Raw genomic sequence first — 24,100 nt, 5'->3', positions numbered from 1 at the left:
TGGGGCTCTCCGCCACATCAGCCTGCCTTGTCGCCCCCCGTCAAAAACGAAACGCCGCGAAGCCCTGCAAGGGGGCGTCGCGGCGTGAGGGACAGCGGGAGGCGGGGGTTCAGTTCCCCGCGAGCCGCTGCGCGTCGGTGAGGTACTCGCCCTTGGGCTCGCGCCGCACGTACTCCTGCGCCAGCGTCTTGACCTTGGCCGACTGCTTGGCGTCCTTGGAGAGCAGCTGCGCGTAGAAGTAGTAGACCGGCGAGTAGTTCTCGTCGGCCTGCAGGGCGCGCTGGAAGCTCTCGTCCGCCTTCGCCGTGTCGCCCTTGCCCTGGTAGACGCGGCCCAGCTCCGTGAGCGCGTTGGCGACGCGGTCCGGCTGGCCGAAGAACTCCTGGTTGGCCTTCTCCAGCTGCTCCTTCGCCTTGTCCCACTCCGAGCGCTCCCGGTAGATGGCGCCCATGGCGAGCCGGGCCTCCGGGTTCTTCGCCTTGGGGTCCTTCACCGCGCGCTGGTACTGCGCGAGCGCGTCCTCCAGCTTGTTCTGGCGGCGGTAGGCGTTGCCCAGCATCACCACCAGCTTGGGGCTGTCGCCCATCGTCTTGAGCGCGGTGACGAGCGCCTCGGAGGCCTCCTTCTCACCGCCCGGCTTGCCCATGAGGGCCTTGGCCAGCTCGACGTGGAACTGCGCGCGGCTGCCGTCCGCGCGGATGGCCTTGCGGATCTCCTCCGAGGCCGCGTCGAAGTTGCCCTCCGCCAGCAGGCGGCGGCCCTTGATGAGGTTCAGCTCCGGGTTCTGCTTGTCGAGCGCGAAGCCGGTCTCCTCCGCCTTCGTGACCTCCTGCTTCGCCTTGGCCGGATCCGCGGGCACGCCCGTGGCTTCCGTCAGCTTCTGCTGCATGTCCGGCTTGAGCGCGGGCATGGCCAGCGCCACGCGGGCGATGAGCAGCGAGCGCGCGAGCTGCGCGGCGGCGAGCTGACGCGGGCTGGGCGGGGGCTCCGCCTCCAGCAGCTTCTTGATGTCCCGGCTGGCCACCGCGTAGTTCGGCTCGTCCTGCTCCAGCATCAAGAGCGAGCGGCCCAGCAGCGACTCCGGGTGGTCCTTCTCGTAGCGCAGGGCGAAGTCGTAGTTCTTCCAGGCGGTGTTGTCCTGGCCCAGCCGGCGGTACGCCGCGCCCAGGCCCGCGTAGACGCGCGGGTCATCCGGCGCCAGCGCCTGCGCGCGCTCCAGGCTGTCACGCGCGCGCTCCAGGTCGCCCGCGTTCATCTGGATGAGGCCCAGCGTGAGGTACAGGAGCGAGGACGCCTTGTTCTGGTCGTTGAGCTCCTTGACCTGCGTCTCCAGCGAGGCCAGCGCGCCCTTGCCGTCACCGCTGTACGTCTTGATCAGCGCCTGCGCGGCGATGAGGTGGCTGGACAGCTCCTTGCCCTTCTGGGCCGCCGCCAGGTGCTCCTCGGCCTGCCGGCGCGCGTCGTCGCCGCCGCCGTGCTCACCCCAGCGGATGGCGTACGCGTACGCCAGGTAGCCGTGGGCCGCGGTGGAGTCCGGGTCCACCTCCAGCGCCAGGTCCGCCGCCGCGCACGCCTTCTTGTAGCTGTCGAACGAGTCGTGCTTCAGCTGCTCGGTGGCGACGTCCAGGTTCTTCTTGAGCTCGCGGCCGCGCTTCTTGGCCTGCGCCGAGTAGAAGCCGTATCCACCCGCGAACAGCGGGATGAGGACGAGCAGGACCAGCGACAGCATCTTGCTGCCGTTGCTCTTGGGCGCGCTCTTGCGGCGCGACGAGGGCTCGTCCTCGTCGTCGTCGACCTCTTCCACCACCACCTGCGGACGGCGCTGGGTGGGGCGCTGAGCGGAATCCGCGGGGCGCGCCGTGCGGGCCGCCTGCTGGGACGGGGCGTTGATGCGGCCCGCGGACGTGGCGGCGGGCGCCTCAGCGGCGGCGGGCGGGGCCGCCACGGGGACGGTCGCCGCGGCGGGCGCTTCAGCGGCGGCCGGGGGCGGCGCGGCCACGGGCGCGAGCACCGGGGTGGGTGCCGCGGGGCGGGGGATCTCCACCTTGTACTGCTGGAGGAGCGTGACGGTCTCCGGATCGCCGGGGTCCGCCTGGTAGGCCTTGAGCAGGTTGCCGCGACCGGTGTCGGCCTCGCCGCCCTTGATCTGCAGCACGCCCGCCATGCGCAGGGCGGCCTTGTCCTCCGGCTGGACCTGGAGGGCGCCCATCACCTCTTCGAGCGCCTTCTTGTCCTTGTTCTGCGCCGCGTAGACGCGGGCCAGGAGGATGCGGGGATCGGCCGCGGTCGGGTGCGCCTTGACGCCCTTCTTGCAGACGACCATCGCTTCCATGAAGCGACCCAGGTCGAGGTACGCCTCCGCCAGGGGCTTGTACGCATCCGACGAGGGGTCGGAAGCGAACGAATGCTCAAGCTTCGCGAGCTCGGTGGGGCTCAACGTCTTCGATGGGGAGGTGGACATGAACCAGAAGGTGCCCGGAATGGCCGGGAAGGATGCGGTACTGGAAGGCGGTTTTTATGGCATCCACAGTGCGGCACGTCAATCGCAGGGTTGGTGCCGAAAACGAGCTGCTTGACAGCAGGGTGAGGCTCCGGTACTAGCCCACTCACTTCACGGGACCCAACCCCCGCGAGGCGCAGCAGGCAGCCAGCAGTCCCCATATGGGGGTGTAGCTCAGTTGGGAGAGCGTCGCGTTCGCAATGCGAAGGTCGTCGGTTCGATCCCGTCCACCTCCACCATGAAAAACCGAAGGGCCTCACGGGAAACCGTGAGGCCCTTTGCATTTCAGGCCATTGGCGAATTGCAAAGGCTTCCGGCTTTGTTATCCGGGGCCGATGACCGACCCGTCCGCCTCCCTGTCGTTCTTCGCCCGCTTCTGGCTCGCCTGGCTGTGCTTCTGGCGCTGCCTCGTGTCCCGCGAATTCGCGCAGGCGGTGCTGCCGACCAGCCGCGCCTATGACGCCGGGCAGCTCAAGGAGCTCCCGTCCGGGGACACGCAGGCCCCACCGCCGGTGAAGACGCCCGCCGTCCAGGCGCCCGTGGCGCCCGCTCCCCTGCCTCCCGAGCGCGAGCACGCCAGCGCCCTGTCGCTGTTGGCCATGCTCCAGCGAGAGGGCCGCTTCCTGGACTTCGTGCAGGAGAACGTCGCGGCCTTCCCGGACGCGGACGTGGGCGCGGCGGCCCGCATCGTCCACGAGGGCTGCCGCAAGGTGGTGCACCAGTACCTGACGCTCCAGCCGGTGCTGCCGCAGGGCGAGGGCGACAAGGTGACGGTGCCGCCGGGCTTCGACGCGCAGCGCATCCGGCTCACCGGCAATGTCGCCGGCGAACCTCCTTATGGCGGCACGCTCCGGCACCACGGCTGGGTGACCACGGAGGTGAAGTTCCCGACCGTCAGCCCCGCCATGGAGCCGCGCGTGCTGGCGCCGGCGGAAGTCGAGCTCGCCTGATGCCCGCCTGAGGAGCAGGCGGCGCATCTCCCGAAGTCCCCTCCCTTCGAGGAACCACAAGGCCCCTTCCCGGGGTTCCTGACCGATATGGCCCGATACGCAATCGGCATCGACCTGGGCACCACGCACTCCGCGGTGTCCTACTTCAACCTCGAGGACGGCAAGCCGCGCGGCCCTTCGCAGTCCATGCTGCCCGTGCCGCAGGTGACGGCGCCCGGCACCGTGGAAGCGCGCCCGCTGCTTCCCTCCTTCCTCTATCTCCCCAGCGCGCAGGAGTTCCCGGAGGGCAGCCTCGCGCTGCCGTGGAGCCAGGAGCCGGGCGTCATCGTGGGTGACTTCGCCCGTTCGCACGGGGCGAAGGTGCCCACGCGGCTGGTGTCGTCCGCGAAGAGCTGGCTGTCGCATCCGGGCGTGGACCGGCGCTCGGCGCTGCTTCCCTGGCAGGCGCCGCCGGAGGTTCAGCGCGTGTCGCCGCTGGATGCGTCCGAGCGCTACCTGCGCCACCTGAAGGAGGCGTGGGACCACACCTTCGCCCGCGCGCAGGAGGAGTCCGGCAACGCGCTGTCGAAGCAGGAGGTCATCGTCACCGTCCCGGCGTCCTTCGACGCGGCGGCGCGCGACCTGACGCTGGAGGCCGCGAAGGCGGCGGGCCTGGAGCACATCACCCTGCTCGAGGAGCCGCAGGCCGCGCTGTACGCGTGGCTGGAGGCGATGGGGGAGAACTTCCGCAGGCAGGTGCAGCCCGGGGAGGTCATCCTCGTGGTGGACGTGGGCGGCGGCACGTCCGACTTCTCCGTCATCACCGTGAAGGACCGCGAGGGCGACCTGGAGCTGCTGCGCGTGGCGGTGGGCGACCACATCCTCCTGGGCGGCGACAACATGGACCTCGCCCTGGCGCACACGCTCAACCAGCGGATGGCGGCGGACGGGCGCAAGCTGGACGCGTGGCAGTTCAACGGCCTCACCTACGGGTGCCGGCAGGCGAAGGAGACGCTGTACGCGGACCCTTCCGTGGACCGGGTGCCCATCGCGATTCCTGGCCGGGGCTCGTCGCTCATCGGCGGCACGCTGCGCACGGAGCTGACGCGCGAGGAGCTGGACCGCGTCCTCACGGACGGCTTCTTCCCGGTGACGGAGGTGGCGGACCTGCCGCGCACCGGGCGCCGCACGGGCCTGGCGCAGATGGCGCTGCCGTACGCGCAGGATCCGGCGGTGACGAAGCACCTGGCGGCCTTCCTCACCCGGCAGGCGCAGGCGCTGGCGGCCAGCGCGGACTCGCCGGTGGACGTGGCGGGCAAGAGCTTCCTGCACCCCACCGCGGTGCTCTTCAACGGCGGCGTCTTCAAGGCCGGGCCGCTGAAGGGCCGCGTGATGGAGGTCCTCAACCAGTGGCTCGCCGCGGAAGGGGCGCCCCCGGCGAAGGAGCTGGAGGGCGCGGACCTGGACCTCGCGGTGGCCCGCGGCGCGGCCTACTACGGCTGGGTGCGTCAGGGGCACGGCCTGCGAATCCGCGGCGGCACGGCGCGCGCGTACTACGTGGGCGTGGAGACGGCGATGCCGGCGGTGCCGGGCATGGAGCCGCCGGTGAAGGCGCTGTGCGTGGCGCCCTTCGGAATGGAAGAAGGGACGCAGGCGGACGTGCCGCCCCAGGAGTTCGGACTCGTCACCGGCGAGCCCACCAGCTTCCGCTTCTTCGCGTCGTCCGTGCGGCGCGATGACCGCGTGGGCGAGATGGTGGAGGACGTGGAGTCGGAGCTGGCGTCCGGGGGGCTGGAGGAGGTGGCGCCCCTCGAGACGACGCTGCCCGGACAGCCCACGCCCTTTGGCGACCTGACGCCGGTGAACCTCCAGGCAGCGGTGACGGAGGTGGGCACGCTGGAGCTGCGGTGCCTGGAGAAGAACGGAACCGGGCGCTGGAAGCTGGAGCTCAACGTGCGCATGAAGGAGTAGAAGGGGCCCCGCACACCGGAGGCGTATGCGAATCGTCGGCATCGACCTGGGCACCACCCATTGCGCGGTGGCATCCGTGGATCCAGGCAAGGGCTCGGGGGCGCCCGTCGAGGACTTCCCCCTGCCCCAGCTCGTCCGCCAGGGCGAGGTGGCCCCCCGTGCCCTCCTGCCGTCCACCGTCTACGTCCCCGCCGGCCACGAGCTGGCCCCGGAGGTGCTGCGCCTGCCCTGGGGCGATGACGGCGGCCCGTATGTCGTAGGCGAGCTGGCCCGCTGGCAGGGCGCGCGCGTCCCGGGCCGGCTCGTGTCGTCCGCGAAGAGCTGGCTGTGCCACCCGGGCGTGGACCGCTCCGCGCCCATCCTCCCGTGGGGCGCGCCCGCTGACGTGCAGAAGCTGTCCCCGGTGGACGCCTCCGCCCTGCTGCTCACGCACATGGCCCGGGCGTGGGATTACGCCCACCCGGACGAGCCGCTTTCGAAGCAGGAGGTGGTCATCACCGTCCCCGCTTCGTTCGACGAGGCGGCGCGCGCCCTCACGGTGAGCGCGGCGCGCAAGGCGGGGCTGGAGAAGTTCACGCTGCTGGAGGAGCCGCAGGCGGCCTTCTACGACTACACCGCGCGCCACCGCTCGGACCTGGAGCAGACGCTGTCCCAGGTGCGGCTGGTGCTGGTGGTGGACGTGGGCGGCGGCACCACGGACTTCACGCTGGTGCACGCGGGCGTGTCGCCGGAAGGACCCATGCTGCGGCGGCTGGCGGTGGGTGACCACCTGATGCTGGGCGGCGACAACATGGACGCGGCGCTCGCCCGGCGCATGGAGGAGAAGCTCACCCAGAACGGCCGGCGCCTGTCCGCGACGCAGTGGACGCAGGCCATCCAGGCCGCGCGCACCGCCAAGGAGGAGCTGCTGGGGCGCGCGCCTCCAGAGAAGTACGGCGTGTCGCTCATCGGCGAGGGCAGCCGGCTGTTGGGTGGCACGCTGTCCACGGAGCTGGGCCGCGACGAGGCGCACGCGCTGGTGCTGGACGGCTTCTTCCCTCTGTCCTCACCCGGGGACCGGCCCCGGCGCGCGGCGCGCATGGCGCTCCAGGAATTGGGCCTGCCGTACGTGCAGGACCCGGCCGTCACGCGGCACCTGGCGGCCTTCCTCGCGCAGCACGCGGCGGCGGGCTTCGCGGCGCTGGGCGAGACGCCGTCGCACGAAGGCGCCCTGCCCCGCCCGGACGCCATCCTGCTCAACGGCGGCGTCTTCAACTCGCCGCAGATTTCGGCGCGGCTGGTGGACGCGCTGTCCGCGTGGTGGCCGCAGGCGCCGCGCATCCCGCTGCTCAAGCACGAGTCGCTGGAGCTCGCGGTGGCGCGGGGCGCGGCGTACTACGGGCTGGTGCGGCGCGGGCACGGCCTGCGCATCGGCGGTGGCGCGGCGCGCGCGTACTACGTGGGTCTGCAGCGCGGCCCGGACAGCGCGGAGCAGCCCACGCTGTGCCTGATTCCCCGCGGCTTCGAGGAGGGCCAGAAGGTGGACCTGGGCGAGCGCCCCTTCACGCTCACCCTGGGCCGGCCGGTGCAGTTCGCGCTCTACTCCACGACGAGCGACCGCATCGACAAGCCGGGGGACCTGGTGCCGCTGGCGGAGGACCTGAAGCCGCTGCCGCCCATCCACACGCTGCTCAAGGGCGCGTCCGGCAAGGTCAGTGACGTGCCGGTGCACCTGCAGGCCGCGCTCACGGAGATTGGCACGCTGGAGCTGTTCTGCGTGTCGGACGTCGCGGACGAGCGCTGGCGCCTGGAGTTCGAGCTGCGCGGCACCGGCGGCTCGCACGAGCTGACCGTCACCGAGTCCATGCCCGCGCGCTTCGCCGAGGCCAAGGACAACGTGGAGCGCGTCTACGGCAACAAGCCGCTGCCCCTGGGCCCCAAGGACGTGAAGCAGTTGTCGCGCACGCTGGAGAAGGTGCTGGGCCCGCGCGAGACGTGGCGCGTGCCCGTGCTGCGCGAGCTGTGGAGCACGCTCTACGCGGGCGCGAGCAAGCGCCGCCGTACGGACGACCACGAGCGCGTCTTCTACAGCCTCACCGGCTTCAGCCTGCGCCCCGGCTTCGGCTACCCGCTGGACGGCTGGCGCGCGGAGCAGACCTTCAGCCTCTTCGACGCGCTGGTGCAGCACCACACGGACAAGTCGGTGTGGACGGAGTTCTGGGTGATGTGGCGCCGCATCGCCGGCGGCCTCACCGAAGCGCAGCAGCAGAAGCTGTACGGCTACCTCCAGCCGCACCTGGCCCGGCGCGTGCCGCCGGACGCGCCCACGCAGGGTGGCAAGTTGAAGGGCATCCAACCGGAAGGCTTGGACGAGATGGTCCGCACCGCTGCCTCGCTGGAGCACCTGACGCCGGGCGACAAGGCGGAGGTGGGCCGGTGGATCGCCGCGCGGCTGAAGGCCGAGTCCCGCTCCGGCGGCCCGTGGGCGTGGGCCCTGGGTCGGCTGGGCGCGCGCGTTCCGCTGTACGGCAGCAGCCACAAGGTCGTGGACGTGGAGACGGCGGAGGCGTGGCTGGAGCTGCTGCTGTCCCTGGACCTGCGCAAGGTGGATGGCGCGCCCTTCGCCGCCGCCCAGCTCGCGCGCCTCACCGGCGACCGCACGCGCGATCTGGATCCGGCGCTGCGCGAGCGCACCGCCCAGGCGCTGGTGGCCGCGAAGGCCTCCGACACCTGGGTGCGGATGGTGCGTGAAGTGGTCGCCCTGGAGGCGGCGGACGAAGCCCGGGCGCTCGGCGACACGCTGCCGGCGGGCCTGCGGCTGTCCTGAAGCAGGAGGCGGACCCGCCCGGGCGGATCATCGCCCGGCGGGAAGCGACCCGCCTGGGTGCTCGAAGCGAGCGGAGGCTCCGGGCAGATCCGTCACATGCGGGGCGCGAACGGTGCGCGCCCCAGCAGGGCGGAACATCCCGGGCGGTGGATCAGACCAGGGTGGTGGCGGTCGCGTCGTCCGCGACCGGGGCGTCGACGAGCGTCGGAGCCACGGGCGCGGCGTCGAGCGGCACGGCGGCGACGACCTGGAGCACGGGCTCCGTGGCGGCGACGGCGGGCACCTCGACGGTGGCGGCCTTGGACTCGTCCTTCTTCGGCTTCTTCGTGCCCGCACCCGAGCGGCAGCCCCGGCACCACGGCTGGTTGCGGATGGCGCCGTCCGCCATCTTCCGCAGCCCGAACTGCGCCAGCGGCTTGAGCGTCTTGCACTTCAGACACATCAGCGAGATCAACACCTCGTGGCCGTCGGCGTCGTAGACGGAGGACTTGCGCCGCTTGCGCGGCTGGCCCGGCTCGCGCGCCTCTTTCTTCTCGGGCGCAACCGGGACCATCATCGGGGTCACTTTGTAGAGCATCTCTTCTGTCCCTCCCACGCACGGGCTCCAACTTGCTCGCGCTGACTCGGGGCCGCGCCTGCAAGGGATCTCGCGTGCCCTAGAGTAGGGAGGTTTCCCGCCGTTGGAAACTGATCCCAGGCCGAAAATTCGGCCCTGGGCGCCTTGTGCTGATCTTCCGCTGGGTTGCGCCGCGATCCAGCCCCAGCGGATCAGCGCGGAGGGAAAATTTCCAACGCCGGGCGCCCTTTTTCAGGGCTTCGCGTCCGCGCAGGGCCCCGCCGGCTTCACCAGGTGCACGCGTCCGAGCGCCGGGGGCTTCAGCGCGTTGCCGTGGGCGCGGCCGTACGCGGTGAGCACCTCGCGCAGGTCCTGCGCCTGCAACAGGTTGATACGTTCCCGTGGCAGCGTGGACGTCACGGGCCCCACCCCGTCACCGCCGCGCAGCAGGAAGTCCGGCACCGCGACCCGGTAGGTCGCCTTCGCCTTCAGCGGCTTGCCCCCCGGCAGCGTCACACCCTGGAAGCGCTCCGGCCCCGGGCACGCGCCCAGCGTCACCTCCAGCCCGGACACCGCGAAGACGCCCTTGCGGCCGCCATAGGCCAGCGACAGGAAGCGGCGCAGCTCGTCCGCGCTCAGCTCCAGCACCGCGAGCGTGTTGTCGAAGGGGAGGATTTCATAGAGCTTCCCGAAGGTGAGCGGCCCCTGCGGCAGGTCCGCGCGGATGCCGCCCGCGTTCATCACCGCCGCGTCGGAGCGGGCCGCCTCCCGCATGGCGTCCGCGATGAGGTTGCCCAGCGCGCTCTCGCCCTCGTAGACCTGGGGCATGCGGGCCTGGGTCTCCACGCCCACCGGGCGGCGCTGCTCCTCCTCCACACGCGCCTCCGCGGGGGCCACCAGCGACTCCACGCGGGCGTCCGGCGTCACCGGCTGGCCCAGGAACGTGGCCTGCACCAGCCGCACGTCCTTCGCGTCCCGCAGCTTCAGCGGATCACAGGACTTCAGCGTGGCGTCCACGGCGCCGCACACCGGGATGGCGGCGTTGATGCGCGTGCGCTCGGGCAGCACGCGGTGGGTCACTGGATCCACGAAGAGGTCCACCACGCCGAACGAGCGCGACAGCCCCGTCGTCTCGATGACCGGCACGTCGCCGAAGAAGTGCCCCATGACCTGGTGCGTGTGCCCCGCCACCACCGCGTCCACCGCGCCCTTCGGCAGCGCCTCCAGCACCGCGTAGATTTCGCCGTCGTCGCGCTCGCACCCGGACGTGTCGCGCGGGTTCGCCAGGTCCGTGCACTTGCCACCCGCGTGCGCGATGGCGACCACCACCTCCGCGCCCTGCTCGCGCAGCGACTTCGCGGCCTGCTTCGCGGAGTCGGCCAGGGACTCGAACTTCAGGCCCGCGACGTTCGCGGGGTTGGTCGTCTGCGGCGTCGACAGTGTGGACAGGCCCAGCAGGCCCACCTTCACGCCCTTCACGGTGACGACGGTGGTGCCGTCATTGCCCAGCCACGCCGGGGGCCGTCCGTCCTTCTCACGCACGTTGGCGGACAGGAAGGGGAACTTCGCCTGCGCCACGCGGGCCTTGAGCGCGCCCAGCGGATCCTCGTCCGGACGCGTGGCCACGGGCCCCGGGCCCACCGGCCCGTAGTCGAACTCGTGGTTGCCGATGGCGACCGCCGTGTAGCCCAGCAGGTTGTACACGTCGACGACGATGGCGCCCTCGCCCAGGTTGGACGCCAGCGTCCCCTGGAACAGGTCGCCGCCGTCCACCAGCAGCACGCCGCCCGGGTTGGCCTCGCGCAGACGCGCCACGTAGGACGCGAAGAGCGCCGCGCCCCCCTGCTCCACCTTCTGCCCGTCCGGCAGCGTGGCGCGGTGGGGCATCACCCAGCCGTGGAAGTCGTTGGTGCCCACCAGTGTGAGCCGCACGGGCTCGGCCGGGGCAGGCGCGGAAGGCGCGGTGACGACGGGAGCGGGCGTCGGGCCGCCCTTGCAGGCGGAGGCGACCACCGCGAGCGCCAGGACGGAGGAACGAAAGGTGCGCATGGGGCGCGCACTTCATCCCGCCCCCCTCTCGCTTTCAACCCGCTTCGAGTGTCAGCTCCGGCGCCGGCGGACCAGGAGCGACAGGGCCAGCAGCCCCAGCGTCGCGACGGCCGGCACCGACGTACTGGTGCACCCGCAGCCGCTGTCATCGTCGGTCCCGCTGCCACCGCCAATCGGGTTGCCGTCCCCCGGGATGATGACGCCACCACCGCCGTCCCGGCCGGTGCCGCCATCCGTGCCGCCGTCCACGCCACCATCCGCCGGCTGCTGCGCGATGATGAGCGGCGGCGTGAACGCCCGCGCCACGTTGCCCCACGAGGTGAGCTTCAGGTTGTCACCCAACGTGCTGCTGCTGACCCCGTCATGCGCGGCGAAGAGCCCCTCCGGGAAGGCCGTGCCCAGCGCGCCCGAGAAGGCCACCAGCCCGCGCGACTGCTCCACCGCGTCCGTGCCGCCGTCCTGCACCAGCTGGAATGCGCCCACCCGGCCCAGCGTGCGCCGGTCGAAGACGACGAAGGTGCTCGCGCTCGGATCCGACGCCACGAGGTAGCCGTCCACCCCGGACGCCTCGTACAGCGCGATGCGCCCCACGGACGTCAGACCGCCATCCCCCAGGCCCACCACCTGCGTGCCCATGGTGCCGGCGTCCGCGTCCACGCCGTAGCGGTAGAGCCCCTGCCCCTGCTGCGCCACGTAGAGCGCGTGATACGCCGGGTCCACCGCCAACCCCAGCACGTTACCGGCCGGAATGTCCCGCAGTGGGGTCCCCGTGACGCCACCGTCGGTGGGCGTCAGCAGGAACTGCCGCAGTCCTCCGCCTGACACAAGGCCGCCGAAGGCCTGGATGGTCCCATCCTCCAGCCGGGCCAGCCGCACCGTTCCGTAGGTCACACCTACGTCCAGCGGGGCCGACGTGGGCGACAGGCGGGTGAGTCCGCCACCATCCGCCGTGGCATCCATCACGTAGGGCACCAGCCCCTGCAGTGTAGGACTGGCGCTGAGCACCAGCGCCGCGGACGTACCACCCGCCAGCGGGAAGCCGCCCAGCACGTCCACGCTCGAGGACGTTCCCTCGGTGACGGCCTGCAGCTCCCCGCCGTCCAGGGCGTAGGTGAACAGGCCGTTGTTCTGGTCCGCCGTGATGAGTCGGCTCGCGGCCGGGTCGGCCGGGTTCACCCACAGGGCCACGTCGTTCACGGTGCCACCGCCGGAGCGCGCCCCGGGCTGGGTCTGCACGGTGTAGGGCGCTGTCACGGGAGCCGTCTGAGCCCCCGCCGCCGTGCTCACGAGCACGGCCGTCAAGGCTGGGAGGGAGAGGTTGCGCATGGGCGGCTCCTGGGCAGGTCGCTCCCTACCTAGGCATGGGCGCGTCCCCGTTCAAGTTCCCTGAAACCCTGGAACGGTTGGCAGACGGCGAAAGCCTCGGGTACAACGACCAGCGTCTTCCAGCGAACAGACAAGGGCCATGGCCAAGCGCGCACTCATTACTGGCATCACGGGGCAGGACGGCAGCTATCTCGCGGAGCTGCTCCTCAAGAAGGGCTACGAGGTGCACGGCATGGTGCGCCGCTCTTCCGAGGAGAAGTTCGAGCGCATCGCGCACCTGCAGGGAAAGGTGACGCTGCACCAGGGCGACCTGCTGGATCAGTTCTCGCTGGCGGCGCTGCTGAACCTCACCCAGCCGGACGAGGTCTACAACCTGGCGGCGCAGTCCTTCGTGCCCACCAGCTGGAACCAGCCGGTGCTCACCGGTGAGTTCACCGCGCTGGGCGTGACGAAGATGCTGGAGGCCATCCGCCACACCCGCCCGCAGGTGCGCTTCTACCAGGCGTCCTCCAGCGAGATGTTCGGCAAGGTGCTGGAAGTGCCGCAGTCGGAGGACACGCCCTTCTACCCGCGCAGCCCGTACGGCGTGGCGAAGGCGTACGGCCACCACATCACGGTGAACTACCGCGAGTCCTTCAAGCTCTTCGCGGTGAGCGGCATCCTCTTCAACCACGAGTCGCCCCGCCGCGGCCTGGAGTTCGTCACGCGCAAGGTCACGTACAACGTGGCGCGCATCAAGATGGGCCTCCAGGACACGCTGCCCATGGGCAACCTGGACGCCAAGCGCGACTGGGGCTTCGCGGGCGACTACGTGGACGCCATGTGGCGCATGCTCCAGCAGGAGACGCCGGAGGACTTCGTCGTCGCCACCAACGAGACGCACACCGTGCGGGAGCTGGTGGAGATCGCCTTCGCGCGCGTGGGCCTGGACTACCAGAAGCACGTGAAGATCGACCCCGCGTTCGTGCGCCCCGCCGAAGTCGACCTGCTCATCGGCAAGTACGACAAGGCCAAGGAGAAGCTCGGCTGGGAGCCCACGGTGCGCTTCAAGCAGCTCGTGGAGATGATGGTCGACGCGGACCTGGAGCGCGTGAAGGCAGGACAGCGGTAAGATGCGCGTCCTCGTCACGGGAGCGGATGGATTCGTTGGCCGGCACGCGTGCGCTGCCCTTCGCGCGGCCGGCGACGAAGTGGTGGAGGTTCACGGGCCTCGCGGCGAGGGCATCAGCAGCACCGCGTTGCACTTCGACATCGCCGACGAGGCGAAGGTCAAGGCGGCGGTCTCCGAGGTGAAGCCGGACGCGGTGCTGCACCTGGCCGGCTTCAGCTCGGTGGCCAAGAGCCACCAGAACCCCGCGCGCGTCTTCGCCGTGAACACCATGGGCGTGGTGCACCTGCTCACCGCCCTGCGTGAGAGCGCCCCCAAGGCGCGCGTGCTGCTGGTGGGCTCCGGTGAAGTGTATGGCCCCGTCGCGGAAGGAACACGCGCGGTGGAGTCCCACCCGCACGTGCCACTCAGCCCCTACGCGGCGTCGAAGTCCGCGGGGGAGCTGGCCGGCGAGCAGTTCTTCCGCAGCTACGGCATGGAGGTCATCCTCGCCCGGCCCTTCAACCACCTGGGCGCGGGGCAGGACCCCACCTTCGTGGTGCCGTCGTTCGCGGCGCAGATCCGCGCCATCGCGCTGGGCACGGTGGACCCCGTCCTGCGCACGGGCAACCTGGACGCCATCCGGGACTTCTCCCACGTGAAGGACGTGGTGGACGCGTACCGGCTGCTGCTGCTCAAGGGCGAGGCGGGCCAGGCCTACAACGTGGGCAGCGGCGAGGGCCGCACCATCCGCGGCCTGCTGGAGGAGATGCTCCAGCTGTCCGGCGTGCAGGCGCGCATCGAGCTGGACCCGGCGCGGCTGCGCCCCTCGGACATCCCCAGCCTCGTGGCCGATACCGGCAAGCTGCGCGCGCTGGGCTGGGACCCGAAGCTCACCGTCGCGGACGCGCTGCGCGACGTGCTGGGCCCCCGGGTGAACTCGCACTGACGCACCGCTGGCGCGCGCCTCACGTGGGGCGCGCCAGCGACTGCCACGCCTCCAGGCGCCGGTCCAACGCGGTGAGGGCCCACAGGTCCGCCGCGTTGCCCGGCGTCACGGCGGCCAGGTCCCGCTGGAGGTACTCGCGGGCCTGCACCTCGCCCCACTCCGACAGGATGCGCAGGGCCATCAGCGACGGCTTGCGCGCGACGAGCCGCAGGAGCACGTCCTGCACGCGCGGGCTTCGCTCCGCGTCCGCCAGCCGCTGCACGGCCTCGTGACGGGCATCTGGCGTGGAGTCCTCCGACTCCAGGGGCGCGGCCAGCTCCGCGAAGCGCGCCTCGTCCAACAGCGCCGCGGGACGCCGGCTCTCCCAGTGCTCCACCGTCACGGTGGTGCGCCCCCGGGCCACGCACTCGCGGCGGATGCCGTCGTTCTTGAGCACGTCCAGCACCCGCTCCGGCGCGGGCGTGCCGCCCTCCACCGTGCGCAGCGCGCGCTGGGACAGCATGGGGGACTGGCCCAGCAGGTGCGTGCGCAGCACCGTGGCCTCCACCGTCTTCTCGTCGCCGGGCGGCACCCGGTCCCACTTGAGGAACACCTCCGCCATGCCGCGCTCGCGCACGTACCAGCGGTACTCCAGCCACACCGCCCCGCCCCGCTCCGCGAAGCGTGGGTCCGAGGGCTCGTGGAGGCGCGGCGCGCCCTCCCGCGTACCGGTGAAACAGCGGTCCAACAGCTTCTGGGCTTCTTGAAGTCGCATGGGGAGCGGACGGCCATTGTAGGGCCCCCCGTCAGGTTCCTCCATCGCCGCACGTTCGTGTCATTATTACACGAAGATTTCGAGGAGGCCTGGGATGGGCACGACGACGACGGCGCGGTTCACGTTCTTCTGGAAGGAGGACTCCTTCTTTTCGCAGTGGCACCCGTCCGTCTTCACGGTGGACGGCGTGCGCTACACCTGCGCGGAGCAGTACATGATGGCGGGCAAGGCGCGCCTCTTCGGAGACACGCGCGTGCTGGAGCAGATGCTGCGCGCCGCCACGCCCAAGCAGCACAAGGCGCTGGGCCGCAAGGTGAGCCCGTTCGACGCGGCCCTCTGGGAGCGAGAGCGTGAGCGCATCGTCTACGAGGGCAACCACGCGAAGTTCACCCAGCACCGGCACCTCTTGGAGGCGCTGCTCGCCACGGCGGGCACGGAGCTGGTGGAGGCCAGCCCCCTGGACCGCATCTGGGGCGTGGGGCTCTCCGCGGAGGACCCTCGCATCCAGGACCCGTCCACGTGGCGGGGGCTGAACCTGCTGGGCAAGGTGCTGACGCGCCTGCGCGAGGACCTCCTCGCGCAGGGCCATGCACCGGTCAGAACTTGAAGCTGGCGGACTGGTCCGGCACGCCGTTGAAGTCCAGGTGGAGCGTGGCGTGGTCGCCGTTGCCCTTCTCGCTCCACTCCTGCTTCAGCGTGGACAAATCAAACGCCAGCTCCTTGTAGACCAGCGCCTTGCACCGGTCGTTGTTCGAGTCATGGAGCAGCGTGAGCTCCGCGCGCGGCTCGCCCGCCGCCGTCTGGGTGAAGCGCCCGTCCCACGCGAGGCCGTAGCGGTGCTGCTTGCAGCCGCCGCCGTGGCGGACCTTGAGCGTGAGCACGTTGCCCTTCACGCTCTGCGATTCAATGGCGAGCGGGTCGCGAGGCGCGGGCGTCTCCGTGATCTCCAGGGGCATGACGATGGCCGCCTCCTGGTTCTCCGCCTCCGCGGCGGGCGATTCGGCCTTCTTCTCCGGGGGCGTCACGGGGGTGGGCGGCGCCTCCTCCTGCTGGGCGGTGGGGGCCGGCTCCTGGGCCTCGTCCTTGCGCGCCGCGTTCGACCCCGCGCACCCGAGCAGCATTCCGCAGACGATTCCACTCCACACGAGCAGTCGCATGTTCCTCCAGGGGGCCCTTCACGGGCCGGTTGACCACTGGCGCCTTCCGCCTACCGGTGGCGCAGCGCCGCATCGTAAGCGGCCCGCGTCCCTTCGGCGGTATGGGCCCAGGTGAACTTCGCGGCCTGCCGCTGTCCCGCCTCCGACAGCGCGCGGCGCTCCTCCGGCGAACGCATCAGCCGGTCGATGACCGCCGCCAGGCCCTCCGCGTCGTCCGGATCCACCGCGGGCGCGGCGTCGCCGCACACCTCCGGCAGCGAGCCCGCCGTGGACACCACCGTGGGCGTGCCCAGGCGCATGGCCTCCAGGGGCGGCAGGCCGAAGCCCTCGTAGCGCGAGGGGAAGACGAACAGCGCCGCGCGGCGCATCAGCGCGTAGAAGATGGCGGGGGTCTGGTAGCCCAGGGGCCGCACGTCCAGCCCCTCCGAGCGCAGCCGCTCGATGCGCGTCTCCACCTTGCCGGAGCCGTACCAGGCCTGCCCCGCGAGCACGAGCGTGAAGGGCCGGCCGCGCGCGTGCAGCCGCTCCTGCGCGTCCAGCACCAGCTCCACGTTCTTGCGCACGTCGAGCGAGCCCGCGTACAGCACGTAGTCCTTCGGCAGGTTGAGCGCGTGGAGGAACTCCTCGTCCGCCTCGTTCAGCGGGGCCGCGTTCACGTGGTCCACGCCGTTGGGTACCACCACGGTGCGCGGCTCCACCTGGGGGAAGCGGCGCACCAGGTCCTGGCGCGTGCTCTCGCTGATGCACACCAGCCGGTCCGCGAGCATCAGGCTGCGCGCGAGCCACAGCCGGAACTGCCAGCGGTACGGCGCGGAGACGGTGTGTGGCAAATCCAACGGCACCAGGTCGTGCACGGTGAGCACGTACGCGGTGCCCGGCGTGCGCCGCAGCGGCAGGTTGAAGTTGCTGAGCGCGTGGTAGACGGGCGGCGGCGTGGCCTTGAGCAGCCGGGGCAGCGTGGCCAGCGTCCAAGGCGTTCGCTTCTGGACGCCTCGCGGGTGTTCGCCGGACTTGCGCGCGCCCATCCGGTCCAGGCGGACGCCCTGGGCTTCGAGCGCCTCCGCGAGGCAACGGGTGTACAGGCCGATGCCGGTGGTGGGCTCGTCCCACAGTGTGGCGTCGAAGGCGATGGGTCCGGGGGTCGTCGACACGGGCCGCCTCATACCATGCCCGTGTGGTACACACGGCCCTCCATGGCGGTCCATCAGTTGATCCCAAGCTTCGGCCCCGGCGACGCTTCCGGTCAGGCCGCGCTCCACCTGCAACTCCTGCTGCGCCGCATGGGGCACGTGGGAGACATCTACGCGGAAGAGGTCGCCGGAGGGCTGCAGGGCCTGGCCCGCCACGTCTTCACGCTGAAGCCGAAGCCGGACGACCTGGTGCTGTACCACCACGGCATCGCGTCCCCGCTGAGCGGGCGGCTGATGCACATGGACTGCAAGCGCGGCGTGGTGTTCCACAACATCAGCCCCGCGCGCTTCTACCGGGACACGCCGCTGGAGCACGCGCTGGTGGCCGGCCGCGCGCAGGTGGCCGCGATGGCGCCCTTCCTGGACGTGTCCATCGGGGACTCGGACTACAACAGCACGGAGCTGCGCGTCGCGGGCCACCGCAACGTGCACACCGTGCAGCTCTTCATCGAGAAGGAGCGCTTCGCCGCGCCCGTGGCGGATGCGGCGAAGCTCGCGGAGCTGGCCGGGCCCGGCCCCACCCTGGTGTCGGTGAGCCGGGTGATGCCGCACAAGCGCTTCGAGGACCTGCTCGCGCTGCACCGGGAGCTTTTGCGCATCCGTCCCCAGGCGCGCCTGCTCGTGGTCGGCGGCTACGAGGCGGGCAGCCGCTACTTCAAGTCGCTCCAGCGCGAGATGAAGGACCTCAGCGGGGTGCACTTCCTGGGGCGCCTGTCGCATCCGGAGCTGGTGGCCGTGTACCGCTCCGCGTCCGTGTTCGTCTCCATGAGCGAGCACGAGGGCTTCAGCGTGCCCATCATCGAGGCCATGGCCTCCGAAGTGCCTGTGCTCGCGTACGCGGCGGCGGCGGTGCCGGAGACGCTGGGCGGCGCGGGCATCGCGTTCGACCAGAAGCGCTTCGCGTTCCTCGCGGAGCTGGTGGTGGAGCTGAGCGAGGACAAGGACCTGCGCAAGGCGGTGCTCGACGGCCAGGCGCGCAGGCTCCAGCACTTCTCCCCCTCCGCCGCGCAGGTGTCGCTCTCACGAGCGCTGGAGGGCGTGGTGGCGCCGCCGCCCCGTCCGCGCAAGGCGCCGGCGAAGCGGCCGCGCGTGGCGCTGGTGGTGCAGCGCTACGGCGAGGTGACGGGCGGCGCGGAGAGCCACGCCGCGCAGGTGGCGGAGCACCTGGCGCCGCACTGGGACGTCACGGTGGTGACGACCTGCGCGAAGAACCACCTGACGTGGGAGAACACCTTCCCGCCCGGCGAGGACCGCATCGGCCGCACGAAGGTGCTGCGCTTCCCGGTGACGCGCACGCGCAACATCCACGCGTTCAACAACCTGTCGCGCCACGTGTTCGGCCACGGCAACGAGCGGCTGCGCGAGGAGCAGTGGGTGGCCGAGCAGGGCCCGCTGAGCCCCGGGCTGATGGAGCACCTGGCCACCACGCAGGACGCATACGACGGCTACCTCTTCTTCACGTACCTCTACGCGCCCACGGCGTGGGGGCTGCCGCTGGTGTCGGACCGCGCGATGCTGGTGCCCACCGCGCATGACGAGCCGCCCATCCGCTTCGGCGTCTACGGGGACGTGTTCAACCGCCCCCGGGTGCTGATGTGCAACACGCCGGAGGAGGTGGAGATGCTCGGCCGCTTCCACCCGAAACATGCGCGGGCGCGCGTGGTGGGCGTGGGCGTGGACGCGCTGCCGGCGGTGCCCGACCGCTTCCGGGCGAAGTACGGCGTGCACGGCCGCTACCTGCTCTACGTGGGCCGGCTGGAGCCGGGCAAGGGCGTGCCGGACCTGTTGAAGTTCCACGGCCAGCTGCGCAGCAGCTACCAGGACGCGCCGGAGCTGGTGCTCGCGGGCGAGGCGCACATGGACGTGAGCGGCGAGGGCGTGCGGCACGTGGGGCGCATCTCCGAACAGGACAAGCACGACGCGCTGGCGGGAGCGCTGGCGGTGGTGGTGCCGTCGAAGTTCGAGAGCCTGTCGCTCCTGACGCTGGAGGCGTTCGCGCAGGGGACGCCGGTGCTGGTGAACGGGCACTCGGAGGTGCTGGTGGGACAGGTGGAGCGCAGTGGCGCGGGCCGGGTGTACCGGGGGCTCGCGACGTTCGTCGAAGGGCTGCGCGAGGTGGGCGAGGCCCGGGACGCGATGGGCCAGCGGGCCCGCATCTACGCGCAACGGCACACGTGGCCCCAGGTGGTCGCGGCGTACCGGGAAGAGATGGCGCGCATCGTGGAGGAGACACACCGATGAAGCTGCTCGGACGGGACATTCCCACGAGGGCCCTGGTGGCCCGCATCGAGGAGCGCCTGCGCGTGCGCGGGCTGCCCACGTCGGAACCGGCGGAGGTTCCGGAGGACGGCGTGGAGCCGCGCGTGGATCCGCTGACGTTCAACATGCACGCGCTGGAGGAGAACGCGGACACGACGCGGGCCCTGCCGCTGCACACGCACCGCGCCGGCATGGGGCAGGCGGTGCTCCTGGCCAAGTGGGCCTTCCGCAAGACGTGCCAGGTGTTGATCAACGAGACCCTGGGCCGGCAGCGCGTGTTCAACGGCCTGGTGCGGGACTCCTACGCCCAGCTCTCCGCGGAGGTCCTCCGGCTGCGCAAGGAAGTGGACACGCTGAGGGCCCAGGCCGCGAAGGCACAGCAGCCAGCAGCGCCCAGGCCACCGAAGCCGCCGCCACCGGCCATCAGCCACGGCCGGCCCGCGCCCCGGCCACCTCCCACCGAGCAGGGTGAAGGCCGCGCGCCCAGGGAGAGGCCTCTGCCGGCCATCGACTACGGGCGTCCGCAGAAGCCGCCGCAGGCCGAGCGGGCCCGTCCGCCGAAGCCTGCGCGCATCGACGTCAGCCCGGCACCGCAACCGGCGACGAACGCCGAGCGCCGTCGTCCGGCGAAGCCCTCCCGGTCCAAGAATGCACGGGTCTCGAAGGCCCCCCGCGAGCAGGCGCCCCGGACGGAAGGCACGACTCCTCCCGCCTCCCCCACTCCACGCGGCTCGCGCTCGAAGCGCGGTGGACCGAAGAAGCATTAGCATCGCGGGCGGTGCGGTCATGCACCGCGAGGGGGAACCGCCATGCGTTCATACATTTTCGTCCTGGGCCTGCTGGCCTTCACCGGAGCCTTCCAAGCTGAAGCCGCGGACAAGCCTGTCGCGCTCATCTGGAAGGGCTCCAAGGACAAGGCCGAGGCCGAAGCCCAGGGGGACACCTGGGCCGACCTCGGGAAGCTGCTCGAGAAGACGGGCCTCTCCCTTCCGGACGGCTACCCCAAACTCGTCGAGAGCAAGACCGTCCCGGGCCTCAAGCCCGGCTTCCGGGTCTGGCTCCTGGGCACGTGCCCGTCCGACGAGGGGGGCCCCGTCCTCGAACACCTCAAGCTGCTCGCCCCGGGGACCTACTCCCGCCCCGTGAAGCTCCCCGCGAAGAAGCTCGCCTGTCCCAAGCCGCCGGACTCCCCGCTGCGGGCCCGGGACGAGGTCCTCAAGCTCTCCTCGGGGGAAACCCTGCGCGTGTTCACCCAGGAGGAGACGGAGTCCCCCGACGAGGAGGGACGCGGAGACTCCATCTCCCGGACCCGGTTCCACTTCGTCCTCTTCGGCAAGGGCGGCGAGGTCCTCGCCACGGAGGACGCCGAGGGCGACCTGGACGTCAGCGGAAATGACCCGGGCTCGGGCCCCACCTCCTATCGCTGCAACGGCACGAGCATCGAAACGCAGGAGGACGACGGCAAGATGGTCCTCACCCGCCACTGCTCCGCCAACGCCTTCGCCGAGTGCGGCTCCATGCTGTCCGCGGACGAGAGCGTCACCGTGACCGTGACCGACGGCGCCGTGTCCGCGAGCCCCATGGAGCGCACGGACGTCGAGTACGCTGAATGCGACTGAGCGCCCCGCTCAGGGGAAGCGGTACACGGTGACGTAGCCGTCCTGGTGCACCATCTCGCCGCCCAGTTCGTCCGTGATGAACTGGTGGCGGACGGGGTGGAAGAAGTGCGTCACGTACCACTTGAAGTGGTGCTCCTTCAGGTAGCGCCGCATCTCATCGCGCTCCTCCGGCGTGACGGTGCCGAACGCGTTGCGCATCCCTTCCGCCGCGCGGATGAGCCGCGAGTTCACCAGCGCCGACTCCCGCACCGGCAGCCGGGACAGCCGGGCGTACGACACCGGCTTGCCGTGGAACATCTGCTCCCACTGCCCCTGCACGTTGTCCGTCAGCACCGCCGCGGGCATGGGCGCGTCGCGAATCTCGTCGAACACCGGCGGCAGCCGGGGAATGGAGGGCACCACCATCTGGAGGCCCCGGTACTCCACGTTCGGCACCAGCGCCACCGCGAGCGCCACCGCCACGCCCAGCCGCGCATCACGCCGGGACGCCCACGCGCCCGCGTGTGCCGCGGCGAACGCCACCAGCACCGACAGCGACAGGAGCGTGAGCAGGATGAAGCGCACCGGCATGCCCCCGCGTGAGAACAGCGGCACCACGTGCTTGAACACGACGTACGGCATCGGAATCTGGACCTTGAGCGGCACGTTGAACGCCGTCAGCGGCTCCGCCAGCGACAGATAGACGGCCAGCCCCAGCAACAGCAGCACGTCCCGCCGCCACACCCGCTCCCGCCACGCGGGCACCAGCGCCACCGCGAGCGCGACGGCGAAGAGCAGCACCACCGGCGACACCCGGTCCTCCAGGCCGATGTTGAGCACCGTGCCCATGGACAGCACCGCGAAGCCCAGCCCCAGCCCCAGCCACCGGCGTCCCTCCGGCACGCCCCGCCACAGCGCGAAGACGGCCAACAGCGGCGTCAGCCAGCCCAGGAAGGTGCCGGTCTCCTCCGCGTTGGTCGACATCTTCATGCGCATGACGTTCTGGGAGAACTCGCGCGCCTTCGCGGGCAGCTCCGCCATCCAGGCCGAGCGCGTGTCCGGAATGAAGAACGCGTACAGGTCCGTGAAGTAGTCGGAGTCGCCGTGGTGGATCTGCAGCGGCGCGGGGAACGCATGCAGGAGCAGCGGCACCATGGGCGGCACGCACGCGAGCCCCGCCGTGATTCCCGCCACCGCCGCCCGGCGCACGAGCGGATCCTTCCACGTGTCCAGGGACAAGAGCGGCCCCCGCTTCCACCGCTCCGCCACCACCCACAGGAGCGAGAAGAGCGCGATGTAGACGAGGTAGTAGTAGTCACACAGCAACACGTACAACGCGCACAGCGCCAGCCCCACCAGCCACTTGCGCTTGCCCTCGTCCAGCCAGCGGAAGAAGAAGAGCAGGTAGAGCGGCAGCCCCTCCAGCGCGGAGAGGTTCAGGTGCGCCGTCGCGTGGGTGAGGTGGTAGCGCGAGAAGTTGAACACGCACGCGCCCGCCAGCGCCGCGGCCGCGGCGAGCCACGGCCCATGGCCCGCGCGCTCCAGCAGGTAGCGAAAGAGCAGCCACGACGTGTAGCCCGTCAGCACGAACGAGCCGAACAGCACCACGTTGTACGCCGTCTCCACGGACATGAACGGCAGCAGCACCACGCCCCACAGCGTCTTCGCGGGGGCCAGCGTGTGCCAGTACAGCTCGGCGCCCAGGGGCCAGTGGAGGAAGGGCACGAAGAAGGGGTTCTGCGGCTGCACCCAGAGGGCCTGCCGCATCCACCACAGGTGCCACATGTTCATGTAGACGTCTTCGCGTCCGCCCATCACGTATCCCTTCATCTGGGACACGAGCGGCCAGGTGTGGAACGCCGACAGCGCGAAGAACGTGAGCAGCACCAGCGGGTGCAGCACCCGCCGCATCAAGGGGGACATAGGCGCGAGGGACAACTCAGAGGGGCCGCTCGGCGGCCATCAGCATGTTGTCGCCCAGATTGAACGGGACGGACCAGTTGGACGGCACGCCCCGCCGCACCAACTCCAGCACCGGCGCCGCGGGCGTGAAGCTCGCGCCCACCTTCCGCAGCAGGTAGTCCGCGGAGATGATGTGCGTGTACGTCCGGACGTCCGTGACGCGGAAGCCCACCTCCTCCAGCAGCATCGCCAGGGTGCGGCGGCCGAAATAGAAGAGGTGCATGTCCATCAGCCACGGCCACTGCCCGCCCATGAGGCGCGCCAGCAGGCTGCCCGCGTCGATGGTGGACAGGTAGACGCGGCCGCCGGGGCGCACCAGCTGGAGCGCCGCCTTCAGCTCCTCGCGCGGATCCGCGAAGTGCTCCACCACGTCCCACAGCGTCACCACGTCGTACTGAAGGCCCATCGCCGCCAGCTCCCGCAAGGGGACGCCGTGCACCGTGAAGCCCAGGCTCCGCGCGTTGCCGGCCGCCCAGCGCGACAGCTCCAGTCCCTCCGGGCGGAAGCCCGCCTCGCGCGCCACATCCAGGAAGTAGCCGCAGTAGGCCCCCACATCCAGCAGCGTGCGGTTCTGGGCCGGGCCCAGCTCGCGCAGCACGCGGCGGAAGGTGTGGTAGCGGTTGTCCTTCTCCGCGACGTAGAGCGGGTCCTCCACGTCCTGGTACGCCTGGAGCAGTGTGTCCGGGGACAAGAGGGGCCACTGGAACATCATCCCGCAGTCCTCGCAGCCCCAGATGGGCGGGTGGCTCCGGTGGCCAAAGGACGTGCAGTTGTAGGCCGCCGCACCCTGGGCCTGTGTGCCGCCGCGCGCCCGGTGACGCAGCCGCAGGCGCCCTCCCTTGCACAGGTAACAGGCATCCGGCACCGGGGTCAGGTGCGGTTCGGAGGCGCGACGAGCGGCGTTGTCCATCATGGCGGCGCACCGTAGCCGCTGGGGCCCACCGCCTCAACACGTCGGGCGGGGCAAATCCGGCCCATGACGTCCGTCGCACCCGCCAGCTTCCAGG

The 24,100-nt window shown here is 71.1% G+C and carries 18 protein-coding genes and 1 tRNA gene; 10 read left to right on the top strand and 9 right to left on the bottom strand.

The genetic code is table 11. The features are described from left to right. Positions 1–109: 109 nt before the first annotated feature. Positions 110–2,461, bottom strand: a complete 2,352-nt coding sequence (locus D7X30_RS16340) for a tetratricopeptide repeat protein (RefSeq protein ID WP_120563865.1) — start codon at positions 2,459–2,461, stop codon at positions 110–112. A 202-nt stretch (positions 2,462–2,663) separates the two neighbouring features. Between D7X30_RS16340 and D7X30_RS16335 the strand changes: the two genes are divergently transcribed. The 4 genes from D7X30_RS16335 (at position 2,664) to D7X30_RS16320 (ending at position 8,206) form a co-directional block, all read left to right on the top strand. Continuing rightward, positions 2,664–2,739 (top strand) — tRNA-Ala (locus D7X30_RS16335). A gap of 96 nt (positions 2,740–2,835) precedes the next feature. Continuing rightward, on the top strand, positions 2,836–3,450 hold the full coding sequence (locus D7X30_RS16330) for a DUF2760 domain-containing protein (protein WP_120563864.1): 615 nt from the start codon (positions 2,836–2,838) through the stop codon (positions 3,448–3,450). A gap of 87 nt (positions 3,451–3,537) precedes the next feature. Beyond that, positions 3,538–5,400, top strand: coding sequence for an Hsp70 family protein (locus tag D7X30_RS16325; RefSeq protein ID WP_120563863.1), 1,863 nt, complete (start codon positions 3,538–3,540; stop codon positions 5,398–5,400). Between the two features lie 25 nt (positions 5,401–5,425). Further along, positions 5,426–8,206, top strand: a complete 2,781-nt coding sequence (locus D7X30_RS16320; RefSeq protein WP_120563862.1) for an Hsp70 family protein — start codon at positions 5,426–5,428, stop codon at positions 8,204–8,206. 151 nt (positions 8,207–8,357) lie between these two features. Here the strand turns inward: D7X30_RS16320 and D7X30_RS16315 are convergent, their stop codons facing one another. The 3 genes from D7X30_RS16315 to D7X30_RS16305 form a co-directional block, all read right to left on the bottom strand. Further along, on the bottom strand, positions 8,358–8,783 hold the full coding sequence (locus D7X30_RS16315; protein WP_120563861.1) for a hypothetical protein: 426 nt from the start codon (positions 8,781–8,783) through the stop codon (positions 8,358–8,360). Positions 8,784–9,014: 231 nt separating this feature from the next. Further along, positions 9,015–10,811: a bifunctional UDP-sugar hydrolase/5'-nucleotidase gene (locus D7X30_RS16310; RefSeq protein WP_120563860.1), complete on the bottom strand. Its 1,797-nt coding sequence runs from the start codon at positions 10,809–10,811 to the stop codon at positions 9,015–9,017. A 51-nt stretch (positions 10,812–10,862) separates the two neighbouring features. Beyond that, the gene (locus D7X30_RS16305; protein WP_120563859.1) at positions 10,863–12,137 is read right to left on the bottom strand and encodes a myxosortase-dependent phytase-like phosphatase; all 1,275 of its coding nucleotides are present in this window, start codon (positions 12,135–12,137) and stop codon (positions 10,863–10,865) included. Positions 12,138–12,276: 139 nt separating this feature from the next. On the opposite strand from D7X30_RS16305, the gene gmd reads away from it, so the two are divergent. Next, positions 12,277–13,248: a GDP-mannose 4,6-dehydratase gene (gmd, locus tag D7X30_RS16300; RefSeq protein ID WP_120563858.1), complete on the top strand. Its 972-nt coding sequence runs from the start codon at positions 12,277–12,279 to the stop codon at positions 13,246–13,248. A gap of 1 nt (position 13,249) precedes the next feature. After that, positions 13,250–14,173, top strand: coding sequence for a GDP-mannose 4,6-dehydratase (locus tag D7X30_RS16295; RefSeq protein ID WP_120563857.1), 924 nt, complete (start codon positions 13,250–13,252; stop codon positions 14,171–14,173). A 19-nt stretch (positions 14,174–14,192) separates the two neighbouring features. Here D7X30_RS16295 and D7X30_RS16290 read toward each other — a convergent pair whose 3' ends face one another. Beyond that, complete coding sequence (locus tag D7X30_RS16290; RefSeq protein WP_233591597.1) at positions 14,193–14,927, bottom strand: hypothetical protein; 735 nt, start codon at positions 14,925–14,927, stop codon at positions 14,193–14,195. A gap of 94 nt (positions 14,928–15,021) precedes the next feature. Here D7X30_RS16290 and D7X30_RS16285 point away from each other — a divergent pair, with 94 nt between their 5' ends. Continuing rightward, a complete protein-coding gene (locus tag D7X30_RS16285) occupies positions 15,022–15,534 on the top strand; it encodes an NADAR family protein (RefSeq protein ID WP_120563855.1) in 513 nt (170 codons plus the stop codon). Here D7X30_RS16285 and D7X30_RS16280 read toward each other — a convergent pair. Both D7X30_RS16280 and D7X30_RS16275 read right to left on the bottom strand, forming a co-directional pair. Further along, positions 15,524–16,084 (bottom strand): NigD-like C-terminal domain-containing protein, encoded by a 561-nt coding sequence (locus tag D7X30_RS16280; protein WP_120563854.1) that lies wholly within the window; start codon positions 16,082–16,084, stop codon positions 15,524–15,526. The two genes, D7X30_RS16285 and D7X30_RS16280, sit on opposite strands and share 11 nt — an antisense overlap. A 50-nt stretch (positions 16,085–16,134) precedes the next feature. Then, entirely contained in the window at positions 16,135–17,247 is a 1,113-nt protein-coding gene (locus D7X30_RS16275) for a glycosyltransferase family 1 protein (RefSeq protein WP_120563853.1), read from the bottom strand. A gap of 30 nt (positions 17,248–17,277) precedes the next feature. Between D7X30_RS16275 and D7X30_RS16270 the strand changes: the two genes are divergently transcribed. Genes D7X30_RS16270 through D7X30_RS16260 form a run of 3 tightly spaced genes read left to right on the top strand, consistent with a single transcriptional unit; the run spans position 17,278 to position 21,152 of the window. Continuing rightward, on the top strand, positions 17,278–19,515 hold the full coding sequence (locus D7X30_RS16270) for a glycosyltransferase family 4 protein (protein ID WP_120564176.1): 2,238 nt from the start codon (positions 17,278–17,280) through the stop codon (positions 19,513–19,515). Next, positions 19,512–20,300: a hypothetical protein gene (locus D7X30_RS16265; RefSeq protein ID WP_120563852.1), complete on the top strand. Its 789-nt coding sequence runs from the start codon at positions 19,512–19,514 to the stop codon at positions 20,298–20,300. The genes D7X30_RS16270 and D7X30_RS16265 overlap by 4 nt, the downstream gene beginning before the upstream one ends. 42 nt (positions 20,301–20,342) lie before the next feature. Continuing rightward, entirely contained in the window at positions 20,343–21,152 is an 810-nt protein-coding gene (locus D7X30_RS16260; protein ID WP_120563851.1) for a hypothetical protein, read from the top strand. Positions 21,153–21,161: 9 nt separating this feature from the next. Here D7X30_RS16260 and D7X30_RS16255 read toward each other — a convergent pair whose 3' ends face one another. Beyond that, positions 21,162–23,054, bottom strand: a complete 1,893-nt coding sequence (locus D7X30_RS16255) for a hypothetical protein (protein WP_120563850.1) — start codon at positions 23,052–23,054, stop codon at positions 21,162–21,164. 16 nt (positions 23,055–23,070) lie between these two features. Further along, a complete protein-coding gene (locus D7X30_RS16250) occupies positions 23,071–24,006 on the bottom strand; it encodes a class I SAM-dependent methyltransferase (RefSeq protein WP_233591596.1) in 936 nt (311 codons plus the stop codon). Positions 24,007–24,100: the final 94 nt, after the last annotated feature.

The organism is Corallococcus sp. AB011P (assembly GCF_003611605.1).
Classification (GTDB): domain Bacteria; phylum Myxococcota; class Myxococcia; order Myxococcales; family Myxococcaceae; genus Corallococcus; species Corallococcus coralloides.
The sequence above is the reverse complement of the archived record's forward strand: the minus strand, read 5'-3'. Positions and strand labels throughout refer to the sequence as shown.

Bases quoted from the DNA above. Each gene is read 5' to 3' on its own strand.
- gmd (WP_120563858.1), top strand. From the start codon at position 12,277: ATGGCCAAGCGCGCACTCATTACTGGCATCACGGGGCAGGACGGCAGC.
- D7X30_RS16265 (WP_120563852.1), top strand. From the start codon at position 19,512: ATGAAGCTGCTCGGACGGGACATTCCCACGAGGGCCCTGGTGGCCCGC.
- D7X30_RS16255 (WP_120563850.1), bottom strand. From the start codon at position 23,054: ATGTCCCCCTTGATGCGGCGGGTGCTGCACCCGCTGGTGCTGCTCACG.
- D7X30_RS16340 (WP_120563865.1), bottom strand. From the start codon at position 2,461: ATGTCCACCTCCCCATCGAAGACGTTGAGCCCCACCGAGCTCGCGAAG.
- D7X30_RS16270 (WP_120564176.1), top strand. From the start codon at position 17,278: ATGGCGGTCCATCAGTTGATCCCAAGCTTCGGCCCCGGCGACGCTTCC.
- D7X30_RS16275 (WP_120563853.1), bottom strand. From the start codon at position 17,247: ATGAGGCGGCCCGTGTCGACGACCCCCGGACCCATCGCCTTCGACGCC.
- D7X30_RS16330 (WP_120563864.1), top strand. From the start codon at position 2,836: ATGACCGACCCGTCCGCCTCCCTGTCGTTCTTCGCCCGCTTCTGGCTC.
- D7X30_RS16305 (WP_120563859.1), bottom strand. From the start codon at position 12,137: ATGCGCAACCTCTCCCTCCCAGCCTTGACGGCCGTGCTCGTGAGCACG.
- D7X30_RS16290 (WP_233591597.1), bottom strand. From the start codon at position 14,927: ATGCGACTTCAAGAAGCCCAGAAGCTGTTGGACCGCTGTTTCACCGGT.
- D7X30_RS16320 (WP_120563862.1), top strand. From the start codon at position 5,426: ATGCGAATCGTCGGCATCGACCTGGGCACCACCCATTGCGCGGTGGCA.
- D7X30_RS16310 (WP_120563860.1), bottom strand. From the start codon at position 10,811: ATGCGCACCTTTCGTTCCTCCGTCCTGGCGCTCGCGGTGGTCGCCTCC.
- D7X30_RS16315 (WP_120563861.1), bottom strand. From the start codon at position 8,783: ATGCTCTACAAAGTGACCCCGATGATGGTCCCGGTTGCGCCCGAGAAG.
- D7X30_RS16295 (WP_120563857.1), top strand. From the start codon at position 13,250: ATGCGCGTCCTCGTCACGGGAGCGGATGGATTCGTTGGCCGGCACGCG.
- D7X30_RS16325 (WP_120563863.1), top strand. From the start codon at position 3,538: ATGGCCCGATACGCAATCGGCATCGACCTGGGCACCACGCACTCCGCG.
- D7X30_RS16250 (WP_233591596.1), bottom strand. From the start codon at position 24,006: ATGATGGACAACGCCGCTCGTCGCGCCTCCGAACCGCACCTGACCCCG.
- D7X30_RS16285 (WP_120563855.1), top strand. From the start codon at position 15,022: ATGGGCACGACGACGACGGCGCGGTTCACGTTCTTCTGGAAGGAGGAC.
- D7X30_RS16260 (WP_120563851.1), top strand. From the start codon at position 20,343: ATGCGTTCATACATTTTCGTCCTGGGCCTGCTGGCCTTCACCGGAGCC.
- D7X30_RS16280 (WP_120563854.1), bottom strand. From the start codon at position 16,084: ATGCGACTGCTCGTGTGGAGTGGAATCGTCTGCGGAATGCTGCTCGGG.